Origin of the sequence: Streptomyces sp. NBC_00078, from assembly GCF_026343335.1 — a bacterium.
GTDB lineage: Bacteria > Actinomycetota > Actinomycetes > Streptomycetales > Streptomycetaceae > Streptomyces.
In genome coordinates this window covers 4818585-4830602 of the sequence record NZ_JAPELX010000001.1, presented here as the reverse complement: position 1 = coordinate 4830602, position 12018 = coordinate 4818585, and the positions used below count along the sequence as shown (strand labels likewise).

At 70.5% G+C, this 12018-nt stretch carries 11 protein-coding genes and 1 pseudogene; 5 read left to right on the top strand and 7 right to left on the bottom strand.

The genetic code is table 11. The annotated features are described in order from the left end of the window. Window positions 1-212 precede the first annotated feature (212 nt). Window positions 213-911: pseudogene (locus OOK07_RS43475) on the bottom strand (serine/threonine-protein kinase); the annotation flags it as partial. A gap of 97 nt (window positions 912-1008) precedes the next feature. Here OOK07_RS43475 and OOK07_RS22620 point away from each other — a divergent pair. From OOK07_RS22620 to OOK07_RS22610, 3 genes are all read left to right on the top strand, one after another. Continuing rightward, the gene (locus OOK07_RS22620; RefSeq protein ID WP_266682589.1) at window positions 1009-1554 is read left to right on the top strand and encodes an RNA polymerase sigma factor; all 546 of its coding nucleotides are present in this window, start codon (window positions 1009-1011) and stop codon (window positions 1552-1554) included. A gap of 79 nt (window positions 1555-1633) precedes the next feature. Then, window positions 1634-2380, top strand: a complete 747-nt coding sequence (locus tag OOK07_RS22615; protein ID WP_266682588.1) for a hypothetical protein — start codon at window positions 1634-1636, stop codon at window positions 2378-2380. Between the two features lie 136 nt (window positions 2381-2516). After that, window positions 2517-3215 (top strand): hypothetical protein, encoded by a 699-nt coding sequence (locus OOK07_RS22610; RefSeq protein ID WP_266682587.1) that lies wholly within the window; start codon window positions 2517-2519, stop codon window positions 3213-3215. 405 nt (window positions 3216-3620) lie between these two features. On the opposite strand, the gene OOK07_RS22605 is transcribed toward OOK07_RS22610, so the two are convergent. Continuing rightward, the gene (locus OOK07_RS22605) at window positions 3621-4571 is read right to left on the bottom strand and encodes a LysR family transcriptional regulator (protein WP_266798162.1); all 951 of its coding nucleotides are present in this window, start codon (window positions 4569-4571) and stop codon (window positions 3621-3623) included. 141 nt (window positions 4572-4712) lie between these two features. Between OOK07_RS22605 and OOK07_RS22600 the strand changes: the two genes are divergently transcribed. Next, a complete protein-coding gene (locus OOK07_RS22600) occupies window positions 4713-6182 on the top strand; it encodes an MFS transporter (RefSeq protein WP_266798161.1) in 1470 nt (489 codons plus the stop codon). Between the two features lie 117 nt (window positions 6183-6299). Here the strand turns inward: OOK07_RS22600 and OOK07_RS22595 are convergent, their stop codons facing one another. Beyond that, complete coding sequence (locus tag OOK07_RS22595; RefSeq protein WP_266682585.1) at window positions 6300-6884, bottom strand: TerD family protein; 585 nt, start codon at window positions 6882-6884, stop codon at window positions 6300-6302. A gap of 487 nt (window positions 6885-7371) precedes the next feature. On the opposite strand from OOK07_RS22595, the gene OOK07_RS22590 reads away from it, so the two are divergent. Further along, complete coding sequence (locus OOK07_RS22590; RefSeq protein WP_266798160.1) at window positions 7372-8355, top strand: TolB family protein; 984 nt, start codon at window positions 7372-7374, stop codon at window positions 8353-8355. Here OOK07_RS22590 and OOK07_RS22585 read toward each other — a convergent pair. The 4 genes from OOK07_RS22585 to OOK07_RS22570 all read right to left on the bottom strand — a co-directional run bounded on the left by OOK07_RS22585 (window position 8343) and on the right by OOK07_RS22570 (window position 11775). Continuing rightward, the gene (locus OOK07_RS22585; protein WP_266798159.1) at window positions 8343-8942 is read right to left on the bottom strand and encodes a hypothetical protein; all 600 of its coding nucleotides are present in this window, start codon (window positions 8940-8942) and stop codon (window positions 8343-8345) included. The two genes, OOK07_RS22590 and OOK07_RS22585, sit on opposite strands and share 13 nt — an antisense overlap. A 439-nt stretch (window positions 8943-9381) precedes the next feature. After that, window positions 9382-10608 (bottom strand): ATP-binding protein, encoded by a 1227-nt coding sequence (locus OOK07_RS22580; RefSeq protein ID WP_266682582.1) that lies wholly within the window; start codon window positions 10606-10608, stop codon window positions 9382-9384. Next, window positions 10605-11282: a two-component system response regulator CseB gene (gene cseB, locus OOK07_RS22575; protein ID WP_266798158.1), complete on the bottom strand. Its 678-nt coding sequence runs from the start codon at window positions 11280-11282 to the stop codon at window positions 10605-10607. Before cseB ends, OOK07_RS22580 begins: the two co-directional genes overlap by 4 nt. Window positions 11283-11319: 37 nt before the next feature. Then, entirely contained in the window at window positions 11320-11775 is a 456-nt protein-coding gene (locus OOK07_RS22570) for a hypothetical protein (RefSeq protein ID WP_266682580.1), read from the bottom strand. Window positions 11776-12018: the final 243 nt, after the last annotated feature.

Genomic DNA, 12018 nt, shown 5'->3' with positions numbered 1-12018 from the left:
TTCAGCGGGACAACCAGGTCAGCACCGTTGTCACGAGGAACACCGCACCCGCCGCGAGCCAGACCGCGAGGGGTGTCGGTCTTGAGGACCTGGCCGGCACCGGCTCCTCTCCCTCTTGGGACAACAGTGCATCCGCGAACGCCTGCGCGGTGGGGGGGTCGGTTCTCGGGTTCCACGGACAGCGCGGCACGAAGAAGAGTGTCGATGCCGTTCGGAGCCCCCAGCTCTCTGGGAAGCGTCGGCGACGATGGCGGCGGTGCCTGCGCCGCCGCAAGGGTGGTGCGGCCGCCCGAACCGAACGGCTTGCGCCCGGTCAACAGCTCGTAGGCGACGACCCCGAGGGCGTATACGTCGGCCCGGCCGTCGAACCCGCCGGTCTGGAGAACCTGTTCGGGCGCCATGTATGCGGGAGTGCCCGTGGTCACGGTCAGCCCGGACGCGTCGGCCAGCTGCTTCGCGCTGCCGAGGTCCGCGACGAGGACGGCGGTGGGCGTACGGCCGACATCGAGCAGGAGGTTCGAGGGCTTGATGTCACGGTGGACGACGCCTGCGTCATGGAGCACCTGGACGGCGTATGCGGCCTCGGCCGCCAGACGGAGTGCCTCCGCGGGCCGGCAGTGCCCGACCTTCTCGGCCAGCGTGCCGCCTCGGACGTAGTCCATGACGAAGTAGGGTCGTTCGTCCTGGACACCGACGTCGTGAACGCGTACGACACGTGGGCTGGAGATCCTTCGGAGCAGCCTCGCCTCCGCCAGGAACCGTTGTCGCACGTCGGCGTTCGACGCCCAGTTGTCGGCCAGCACCTTGACCGCTACATCCGTGTCGAGTTCAGGATCGTATGCTCTCCAGACCGTCGCGAACGAACCGGCTCCCAGTCTGTCCTCAAGGAGGTAACGACCTAGCTTCCGCATGCGGCGACATTTTGCCTGAGGCGATGGGGCCGGGAACCGCGGGGTGGCCAGGTGGAGTCCAAGTCCACGGTCGTACGTGAACCGGGGGAGCAGCAGGATGATCGACGAGAGTGAGCTGACACGGCTCGTGGTGTCCGCCCAGGCGGGTGACCGGGCGTCCCTGGAACGCCTTCTCGTCAGGCTCCGCCCCACGGTCATGCGGCGCTGCTCCAGGTTCCTTCCGCACCACGCCGACGCCGAAGAGGCCGCGCAGGACGCTCTGCTGTCCATCAGCACCCATCTGCACGAGTACAGCGGGCGAGGCTCGTTCCTCGGGTGGGTGACGGTGATCGCCTCGAACGCCGCCAGGTCCACCTATCGCTCGATGCGCCGACGCGCGGAGGACAGCCATGCGGTCCTTCCCGAGGGTGTCGATCCTCGGACGACGAGCGTCATCGCGGGGACCCGCCTGGACCTGATGGACTCGCTGGCCGCGCTTGAGGAGCGACATCCTGCCCTGTTGGAATCCTTCGTGCTGCGCGACCTGGGAGACCTGACCTATGTTCAGGTCGCTGAGATCACCGACGCTCCCCTGGGCACGGTCAAGGACCGTATCCATCAGGCTCGTCGCTTCATGCGGGACCGCCTCGGCGGTGCCTGCTGAGGCATCCCGGCTTCCCATGTCGACCCGCGTCGGCCCGCGCCGGCCCGCATCAGCCGAGTAAGAGCCGGGAGGGGCTGTCGTGCGAACCCGGACGATCGCCGTCATCCTGACGGCAGCCATCGGACTCGGCCTGTTGACGGGCCGGTTCGTCCTGCCCGGTCGCTCCACTCCAACCGGCCCGTCGCCGACGCCCGGCGCTGCGGCGGCCTCGCCGGGCGCCCGCTCTTCGGCACCGAAGCCCGCGAGCGGCCCCATGACGAACCGGCACTTGTTGACGGGCGCCGAGTTCAGGACGGCCGGGGTCTCCCAGCGCATCCAGGTGCGGGATCGTGTCGGAGACGGCAACTACGCCAACGCGGTCTGCACCGGCGAGAAGACACTCGGCCAGACCCTGGGATCGTACGGCGCGCACTTCCGCGATCTGGTGACACTCAAGGACCCCGGAAACCACGACCCCGGCACCGCGGCGAACATCGACCACGAGGTCGCCCGCGAAGTCGCCGACGACGCCGGAAGCCGGGCACTGGCCCGGAACTACGCACAGCGCCTGCTGCTGGAGGAAGTGCCGTGCCAGAGCGAAGTGGCCACCCACTGGGTCTACGGGCCGACGCACACGATCGACGTGGCGGCGGACATCACCGCGAGTTGGATGGGAATGTACGACGGTGACCTGAACAGCACGGGGACCGCCCCACGGGGCAAGGAGCCGTGCGGCGGCATCGCCGTCCTCCAGAACGGCTCTCACTACGGGGTCCTGGAGGTCGACACCTGCCTGGGCACGGCTGCGATGACGCGGATCGTCCGTGCGGCCGTGACGCGGCTCTGAGACCGTCCGAGCCCACCTGATGGAGTGAGGTGGATCACATCAGTCGCCGCTGGTTTCCATCCAACATCTCGCCCACCCGCGGCATCTCCCTGGTGTACGACGACGCGAACCGCGTCGCCACCAGACAGGAGATGAGATGTTCGACCACCAAGCAGTCGGCAAGAGGTTCTCGCGTCGCGGTCGTACGGCGGGAGCGGCTGCCTGTGCCGGCACCGCCCTGATCGCGATCGTCATCGGTACTCATCCCGCTGCCGCCGGCGCGGAGACCAGTACGGCGAACCGGTCGGCGACCGCGCTCACCGCCACCGCTGCCGAGCCCGGCCTCGGCTCCGGCGGCCTGATGCAGAGTGAGGACTTCTTCCAGCAGGGCCTGGCCCCGGTCGGCGCGACCGTGGGCCTGAGCGGGAAACGAGCTCTCTCGGCGTGCTCCGGCGAGGAGACGATGCGCACCCTGACCAAGGGGAAGGCCGTCGCCTATGCGGACGTGGCCTGGGCCTTCGACACCAAGGGCACCTCGCTGACCGAGTCCGCCGCCGACGGTTCCACCGGCACGTCGGCGGCCTCGTACGAGGAGCAGCTCAACAAGCTGGTGCGCGGCTGCCAGCATGAGCCGGCGGGCCACTGGTACTACGGCGAGGCGCATGCGGTCACCGTCAAGGCCGGCGAGGGCAGCTGGTACCCGGCCTACAGTGGCGACGGCAAGGTCGCCGGCGGCGTCGCGGTGATCCGCAGCGGCCACAGGTTCGGCATCGTCGAACTCACCGGTCAGCCCAGCGACGACTCCGGCTATATGGAAGGCATCGCCGCCGCTGCCATCAACCGGCTGGCCGACTGATCTCCCTGCGCCGCGGCGCAGGCCCTGTGTTGTCCCGTCGTCCGTGCCACACCGAGGAACGGTCGGCGTGGGTCCGATGGCGGGACATCTCACGTGACCAATCAGCGGAAGATCCCGTCCCGACGAGACCGGGCCTGTGCACGTGCGACGGCTGGCCCAGCTCACCCGCTCTTTTTGAAGCCCCAGGTCAGCAGCCTGGGGCTGTTTCATTGGGAAGCCTTTGCCGCGTTCTGCGAGTACTCCTGTACCCCGGGATGGGGCACGCAGAGGGCACGGCGCCTTGAGAAGGCGCCCCCATCACGTCGCAGCATGGCGCTGACCTGCACTTACAGACCAGGCGTAGCGCCGCGCTTGATCCCTTACACATCGCAGTGCGGGGCGCGGGAGCCCTGCGGTGACGCCCCATCACCCTCGGATGCCGGTGCCCTCGTTCGCCCACAGGCTCTCCACGGCCCGCGAAGGGCCGCCCACCGCGCGTACCCGCTCCATGGCCACCTCGACGAAGGCCCGTAGCCGGGCCGTCTCGTGGCCGGTGGGCCAGACGAAGGCGTAGTCGATGCCCGGGGCGTCCGTGAGCGGCCTGAAGACCAGGCCGGGACGGCTGTAGTAGTGCGCGCCGGCGGCCGCCACCGGTGTCACGCCCTTGCCCGCGAGAACCAGGGAGAGCGCGTCCTCCCAGTGCGTCATGGCCTGCCCGTGCGGGATGGGCCGCCCCGACGGCGTCTGCCGCGGGAAGTGGTGGTCCAGCCAGTGCGCCGGCACGTTCCCGGCCACTGTCAGCAGCGTCGCCTCCGCCAGCGCCTCCACGCTCACCGCCTCCCGCCGTGCGAACGGGTGCGCGGACGACATCAGCAGCACCCTCTGCTGCGACACCAGCACCGGACCCAGCGTCAGATCCGGCTCGGTCAGCGGAGGTTCGGTGACCTGGAGCTCGATGTCCCCCGCGCGCAGCGGACCGTAGGGGTCTGAGATCTGCACCTGCCGTATCTGCACGTCCACATCCGGGTAGCGACGCCCGAACACCTCGGCGATGCTGTGCAGCAGATGGCCCGTGAACGCGCCGGAGAAACCGATGCGCAGCGAGCCGGTGATGCCCCGCCCGGCCGCCGTGGCCCTGGCGACGGCCTCCTCGACCCCTCGCCACGCGGGCGCGAGATCGTTCCCGAGCTGTTCCCCGATGGGCGTGAGGGTGACCTGCCGGCTGGTGCGGTCGAACAACCTGGCACCGATACGGCGCTCCAGCCGGGCCACGGTCTGGCTGACCCTGCTCTGCGAGACACCCACGCGCTCGGCGGTCCGCCCGAAGTGCAGTTCTTCCGCGAGGGTCAGGAAAATCTCGATCTCCTGGCGTTCCATGACCGGTTCTCCCGCGCCCCTCATTTCCGCGACCTCGAACGATGAGCCCGGCGAATCGATCGTTGCACAGATCGTCCTTGTTGCGCAGGTCCCCCGATTCGAAGCTGGACCGGCCTGCGAGATCACCAGGAAGGACCGCTCATGGCCGTCACCGAATCCGCACCGTCCGCCAACCCCACGCACGAGGTCGCCGCACCAGCCGGGCCCGCCGCCGACGGCGTCTTCGCAGCACGCGAGTGGCTGGTGCTGATCACTCTGTGCTGCGCCACCTTCATGTGCGGCCTGGACTTCTCCATCGTCACCGTCGCCCTGCCCGACATCGGCACCGCCCTCGGCTTCTCCTCGGCCGGCACCCTGCAGTGGGTGGCCACCGCCAGCCTGCTGCCGTCGGCGAGCCTGCTGCCCCTGTTCGCCCGGGTCGCCGACCTGATCGGCCGCAAGCGGCTGTTCGCCCTCGGCGTCGCCGTCTTCACCCTGTTCTCGCTCGGCGCCTCCCTCGCCAACAGCCCCGGCATGCTGATCGCGGCCCGCATCGGCCAGGGCACCGCCGCCGCGATGATCGCCCCGTCCGCCATCGCCCTGATGACCGGCTACTTCCGGGAGGGCCCCAAGCGCGCCCGCGCCCTGGGCCTCAACGGCGCCGTCATGTCGCTGGGCTTCGTGCTCGGCGCGCTCGGCGGTGGTGTCATCACCAACGGCTTCAGCTGGCGCTGGACCATGGTCGCGCTGTGCGTGATGGGCGCACCGGCGCTGGCCGGCGCGCTGGCCCTGCCGGCGATCCACGAATCCGGTGCCGCCCGCCGGATGGACATCCCGGGCGCGATCCTGGCCACACTCGGCCTGTTCGGCCTGGTCTACGGCATCTCCACCGGCGGTGACGAGGGCTGGACCCGTCCCGCCGCGCTCGGCGGAGTCGTCGGGGGCCTGGTGCTGCTGGCCGCGTTCCTGCTGGTCGAGCGGAGCCACCCGGAGCCGCTGGTGCCGCTGCCCGTGCTCAACCGGCCCTCCGTGAAGTGGTCGGCGCTGTTCGGTGTCATCACCTTCGGCATGTGCGCCGGTACGACCGTCCTGCTGAGCCTGTACATGCAGGACGTGCTGGGCTTCACCGCTCTTCAGACGGGTCTGGGCTACCTCGGCGAGGGCACGGCCGCGACCCTCGGCGGCATATATGTAGCGAAGCTGCTCAGCCGGTTCGGCGGGGTGAGGGTACTCGGCGCGGGTCTGCTCATCCAGGGCGTCGGCACGGTAGGGATGTTCGCCCTGCCGCAGGACGTGAACCTGGCCGCCCTGCTCGTCACCTCCTCCGTCATGGGACTCGGCCACGTCTTCAGCGTCGTCTCCTTCATCACCGTGATGACCACGGGCGTGACCGAGGAGGACCAGGGCGTCGTCGGCGGTCTGTCGCAGCTGCCGCAGTACGTGGCCGCGATCGGTGTCTCGGGTCTGAGCGCGATCGCCGCGGCCCGCACGAGCGCCCTCTCGTCGGGCGCCACGCCGTCCCGCGCCGACATCCTGGGCGGGTTGCACACGGGCATGGTCACGGCCGGTGTCGTCGCCCTCGCCGGTGCGGTGCTCGTCGGCGCGGTACTGCGCAGGCGGACCACTGCCTAGTGCCACGGGGGCAACGTTTGCCCCCGTGTCCGGCACATACGGCACCGCCCACCGGCACCGTCCGCGCCATGCGGCGAAGACGTGGCTCACAGCGCCCCCGCCCTCAGTGACGTACGACTACTTGCTGACAGCGAAGCGCATCAGGGCGTGCTCGTCGCCCTGCTTGATCTTGCCGGTCACGTTGATCACCTCAAGCTTCCAACTGCCGCCGACCCGCAGCGCCTTGGCCACGGCGCAGCCGTTGTCCTTCGTGAGCAGACTCGGCCAGATGTCGGCGACCTGCTGAGAGCTGCCACCGGTCGCGTCGTAGACCTTGAAGCTGATGTTGCGCGCCAGCTGGAAGGAACTGCCCTTCTTGTACGCGGCGGCGACGAACACGATCGCCGTGATGTTGGGCGGGATCCGGGCGAACTCGACGGTCACCGTCTCGTCGTCGCCGTCACCGTGGCCGGTCTGGTTGTCGCCGCTGTGGACCAAAGAGCCGTTGCCCATGGGGTCCAGCGAGTCGAGACCCGCGAGGCGGACCGGGTCCCCACCCTGCATGGCGATGGCGATCAGGTCGAGGTCAGTGCCCTTCTTGCGGCGGAGCTTGCCCATCACCCCGCCGCTGCTGCCGGCGGTGGGATCCCAGGAGACCCCGATGGACAGGCGGGTCACTCCGTCCAGGTCTGCCGGGCCGTCTTCCTTGGTGAGCGTGATCATGTATGGCTCATCCTCGTTCTCGAAGGGACTACAACACGCAGAGTGTGCCCGGCACCTTCGTGGTTCCAGGTGACGGGTCCCGGACAGCAACGCATGCACTCGGCTCGACCGGCGCCGGACGCCGCCACGGCGGACCAACGGGGGCCGAAGGCAGATAAGTTCACGGTGAGGCTTTCCAGAGTGGTGGCGGTGGGGCCGGCCACGAGTCTCTTCCAGCCCGACAGCCCGGATCATCAGGGAACACCCCTGAGCGAACCCTGACCGCGCCCCGACAGCCGATGGGGGCCGGGCCATGTTTCTTCATGTCATGCGAACCGCTATTGCACACCTGTGACGGCGAGCGCATGTCTCCGTCACCCTCCGGGGGAAGACTCCGTTGTAGAGCGAAGAGCAGCAAGCCGAGCGGACCGGTTCAGGTTCCGGGGACGGCGGGCGGTTCCCGCGAAAATCTGGCCGCCGCGTCACTCACATCCCTGGGGGAACCTAGATGTCCGCTCGTAACCGTCGGAGCGCCGCAGCCGTCATCACCGCGGGTGCCGCCGCGCTGCTCACGCTGTCCGGCACGGCCGCCACCGCGATGGCCGCTTCGGCCGCTGCCTCCTCCGGCAGCCCTGCCAAGGGCAGCGCCGCGATGGTCGCCGCAGCCGCGTCCGCCCACACGCTCACCGTGCCCAGGGGACTCACCACCAGCGACGGCACCCGCCACGTCGTGGTCAACGGCAGGTCGATCGACTTCGGCACCGCCGTCCGCGACCTCGCCTGGAACCCCAGCGGCAGCAAGGCCGCCTTCATCGACGGGCACGGCGACCTCGTCGTCTCCAGCCCCGACGGCAGCCACCGCGTCACCGTCGCCGCCAACCCGGGCGGGCAGACGTGGTCCCACCCCACCTGGCAGGTGACCGCCGCCGACCGGGCGAACCAGATCCCCGCGAAGAACAACCTGATCTTCTCGGCCAGGATCCACGGCAGCAGCGTCCTGGAGGGCGTCAAGGCCACCAGCAACCACGGCAGGCCGGCCAAAATCAGCCTGAACGGCGACGGGGACGGCAACGTCCCCCAGACCAACAACACCTGGCCGAACGTCGGCGGCAGCTACGGCTCATCCGTCTACGAGAACACCCACACCGGCGAGGTCTACATCCGCGACGACTACCTGCGGCAGCAGGGCGGCGCGCTGACCAAGGGTTCCGAGCCCGCTCTCTCCCCCGACAACGAGGAGGTCGTCTTCGTCCGCTCCGTCCACGGGCACGACCACCTCTTCGTCGAGGACTTCGGCGGCTCCACCAACACCGTCAAGGACGTCACCCCCCACGCCACCACCGACTACACCGAGCCCACGTGGTCGCCGGGCGGCAAGACCATCGCCTTCCGCGCCCCGACCGGTACGTACACCATCACGAAGGGCGCCCACGGCTTCGGCAGTCCCGTCAAGGTCTCCCGGCACACCGGCCTGCCCGCCTACCGCGGCTGACCGCCGTCCGACCCGCCGCCCGACCGGCCCCCGGAGCGGGCGAGTTCGGCCTGCAGCTCCGGAAGGTGCTGGTCGGCCGTGTCGTGCGGCAGATACTCGACCACATCGAGAAAACGGAACAGGACTCTGGTCCTGGTGACGGCGAACTCGTAGTCGCCGTAGCCCACCACGGCACCCATCTCCCCACGAACGGCGCCCCGGACGACATGCGCGGTCATGTCGTCCGGGCTTTCGGCTGTCAGCCCCCGCCGCGCGTTGGGGCGAGCCAGGTACGGGCAGACCATCGAGGCGTAGAGCATGCACGCGCGGTGCCCCGGACCCTCCAGAGTCGCCGCCATATTGCGGTAGGGCCGCCCGGCGGCAAGCGCCTCGCGGATCGCGGAACTCTCCGCGGCGCCTACCACCCGCCACACAGGACCCTTGGGCATCAGAGTGTTGCAGACGGAACACAGACGCTGTCGCGCGCACTCTGCGCTGCGCCCGTAGTCGGTGAGCGCGAACTGGGGCTCGTCGCCCTCCCACGGAGTGATGGCGGGTACGGGATAGCCACGGCTGTCACGAGGTCTGGCCTCGACGGTCGCCGGCATGGGAACGGAGTCGAATCGCACACCTCATGGTCGGCCACCTGACCGCCCACCGCGACGGTTAATCAGGCATCGGCAGCCCGGTGTCCGTGTCCCGCAGGATGGCGGGCCGGTCCGTACGGGTTGTCGGCGACCTGCGGGAGATGACCGTCGGGGGTCCTGTGTCAGTACGGGCGCTGTGTCAGTACGGGCCCTGTGTCAGCGGGGGAGGCCGTCGGGGAGACCCGGAACGCCTTGTGGCGGCCCGACGGGCGTACGGCCCGGAAGCCTCGACGGCCGAGGGTGCCCATCGCGTCCGGGTCGTAGCCGGCGGAGCGCCACGTTCACCAGCTCGGCGAGGTCGAGGTCCGGCGCGGGGCAGCGGACGCGGAGAGTCCGGGCGGCGCCCAGGTGGTCCTCCGTGATCTCCGGCAGGACGCCACGGGCTCCCGCGCCCGGCGGATCAGTCCGTCGGCAGCCACAGCTCCGTCTCCGCGCCCCCTTCCGGACGGTTGCGGAAGGTCAGGCGGGCGCCGAGCAGGCGGGCCTGGCCGGTGGCGATGGTCAGGCCGAGGCCGGTGCCGCCGGTCGGGGAGCCGGTGCGGAAGCGCTGGGGGCCGGAGGTGTGCAGTACCGAGAGCAGTTCGGGCGGGAACCCGGGGCCGTGGTCGCGGACCCGGACCACGGGCCCGTCGACCTCCATCTCCACGGGCGGGGCGCCGTGCCGCAGGGCGTTGGCGGCCAGGTTGGCGAGGATCCTCTCGACCCGGCGCGGGTCGGTGGCCACGACCACGTCCGCCGCGACCTTCACGGACACGTCGTCGAGCCCGGCGACCGCACGCCGGGTCATCGCGCTCACCTCACGCTCCTCGGTCTCCACCGCCGCCGCGTGGGAGTCCAGCCGGGCCACTTCCAGTACGTCCTCCACCAGCCCGCGCAGCTTCTGCACGCTGCCCGCCACCAGGTCGGACGCCCGGCCGGGCGGCAGCAGGCCGACCGCCGCCGACATGCCGGCGACCGGCGTGCGCAGCTCGTGCGCGATGTCGGCGGTCACCCGGCGCTCGGCCTCCAGACGGGCGCCGAGCGCGTCCGCCATGGTGTCGACGGAGGCGGCGAGCCGGGCGATCTCGTCGTGGCCGCGGGGGCGTACCCGGGCGTCGAGGTCGCCGTCGGCGATGCGTTCCGCCGTATGCGCGGCGGCCGTGGCCCGTCGTCCCATCCGCACCCCCAGCACGAGTCCGGCCAGGGACACGAGGACGGTGACGCCCGCGCCCGTGGCGAACAGTGTCCGGTCAAGGGTGGCCAGGGACTTCTCCTCGGGGGCGTACGTACGGCGGATCGCGAGCACCTTCCGGTCCGAGATCCGGGTCGCCGCCCACAGCACCGGCTCCTTGCCGCCCTCCTGCAGGTAGGTCACCCGGACGTCGTCGCGCACGGCCCGTGCCACCGGGCCGGGCAGATCAGGGGGGTCGAGCCTGGCGTCCGACCTGCGTCCGTCGGTACGGGCGCCGGCCGCGCTCAGCAACTCCTGGTCCAGGCCGGAGCGGGCGGTGGCCAACTGGTCGGCGGCGGTGGTCCGGTGCACCAGCACCCCGATCGTCCCCGCCACGCACATGGCCGCGGCGGCGACGGCCAGGGCGACCTTCGCGCCCACGTGCAAGGCGGGCCGTCGCATGGCGGGCCGTCTCATGCGCGCAGCTTGTAGCCGAAGCCGCGCACCGTCTCGATCCGGTCCCGGCCGATCTTGGCGCGCAGGCGCTGGACGTGGACGTCCACCACGCGGGTGTCACCGGACCAGGCGTAGTCCCAGACCCGCTCCAGGAGCAGGTCCCGGGAGAGCACGGTTCCCGGCGCGGCGGCGAACTCACTCAGCAGCTTCAGCTCGGTCATGGTCAGCGCGAGTGGTTTTCCGTCCCGGCGTGCGGTCAGGGACACCCGGCAGAACTCCAGGTCGCCGAAGTGCAGGCGCGGGCTCTGAGCCGGCTGCGCGGCGGGTGCCGCCCGGCGCAGCAGGGAGCGGATGCGGGCCACGAGGACCGGCCCGTCGAAGGGCTTGGTGACGTAGTCGTCGGCGCCCGCCTCCAGGCCCATCACCACGTCCACCGGTTCGTTGCGGGCCGAGATCAGCAGCACGGGCACCCTCGACTCCGCACGGATACGGCCGGCCAGGCTCACTCCGTTGAGGCCCGGCAGCATGATGTCGAGGACGGCCACGTCCGGATGGCGTTCCCGGAAGAGCGCGAGCCCGGCCAGGCCGTCGGCCGCGGTGCGGACGCGGTAGCCGCGCTCCTCCAGCGTGAGACGCGTGGCCTCCCGGATCAGCTCGTCGTCCTCGACCAGCAGGACATCCAGAACACCGTGCATCGCGTTCCCTCTCCGACGGTCCTCTCCTGTGCCGTTCTCAGGCATCCGGTACGTCCAGGGCCGTACTGTCGCTGCCTTGCGCCCAGAACGGCGCGGGGGGATGTACGGGGGTAAGGGTCGCATGGCTGTAGAACGACACGTCCCCGCGCCTGACCAGACCACTCAGAACGACCTCGACCCGGTAGCTCGGCGGGTCGGTGTTGCCGTCGGGGCAGCCGGACAGGCAGGTGATGTCCGTGGCGACCCCGGTGGCCAGGGCCCGGGGCGAGCCCCAGTTCCGCCACTTCAGCCTGCTCACCGAGACGCGCATGGTCGGGTCGAATTCCTCGGGGCGCTGCCAGGCCCGGCCGAACCAGTCCGTCATGTACACCGGCCCCGTCCAGGGGACCGTCGTCGCCGCCGGGCCCTCGACCCGCACGCCGGCGTCGACCCCGCCGCAGCCGGTCAGGCAAGCGGCCAGCACGGCGCACCACACGAGTCGGTGAGGCCGCATCCCTGGTCCTTCCGCCGGGCTGTCCGGTCATCTGGAGATCGCTGCTGTACAAGCCGGAGGCCATGGTATGACCGGCCGCTGCCGGGCATTCAGGGGCCGCGTCACCCCGGGACGGCCAGCCTGACGTGCGCGTGTAACAGCCGCCCATCGATGCGTCGTCGACTTCGGTACGTCATCGCCGTACAGCCGACGAACTGCCGCGCATCCCCGTTGCTAGCTTCACGCCGACCATTGCCACCCAGC

Excerpts from the sequence above, each read along its gene's own strand:
- OOK07_RS22620 (WP_266682589.1), top strand. The coding sequence starts at position 1,009 with ATGATCGACGAGAGTGAGCTGACACGGCTCGTGGTGTCCGCCCAGGCG.
- OOK07_RS22610 (WP_266682587.1), top strand. The coding sequence starts at position 2,517 with ATGTTCGACCACCAAGCAGTCGGCAAGAGGTTCTCGCGTCGCGGTCGT.
- OOK07_RS22605 (WP_266798162.1), bottom strand. The coding sequence starts at position 4,571 with ATGGAACGCCAGGAGATCGAGATTTTCCTGACCCTCGCGGAAGAACTG.
- OOK07_RS22600 (WP_266798161.1), top strand. The coding sequence starts at position 4,713 with ATGGCCGTCACCGAATCCGCACCGTCCGCCAACCCCACGCACGAGGTC.
- OOK07_RS22595 (WP_266682585.1), bottom strand. The coding sequence starts at position 6,884 with ATGATCACGCTCACCAAGGAAGACGGCCCGGCAGACCTGGACGGAGTG.
- OOK07_RS22590 (WP_266798160.1), top strand. The coding sequence starts at position 7,372 with ATGTCCGCTCGTAACCGTCGGAGCGCCGCAGCCGTCATCACCGCGGGT.
- OOK07_RS22585 (WP_266798159.1), bottom strand. The coding sequence starts at position 8,942 with ATGCCGGCGACCGTCGAGGCCAGACCTCGTGACAGCCGTGGCTATCCC.
- OOK07_RS22580 (WP_266682582.1), bottom strand. The coding sequence starts at position 10,608 with ATGAGACGGCCCGCCATGCGACGGCCCGCCTTGCACGTGGGCGCGAAG.
- cseB (WP_266798158.1), bottom strand. The coding sequence starts at position 11,282 with ATGCACGGTGTTCTGGATGTCCTGCTGGTCGAGGACGACGAGCTGATC.
- OOK07_RS22570 (WP_266682580.1), bottom strand. The coding sequence starts at position 11,775 with ATGCGGCCTCACCGACTCGTGTGGTGCGCCGTGCTGGCCGCTTGCCTG.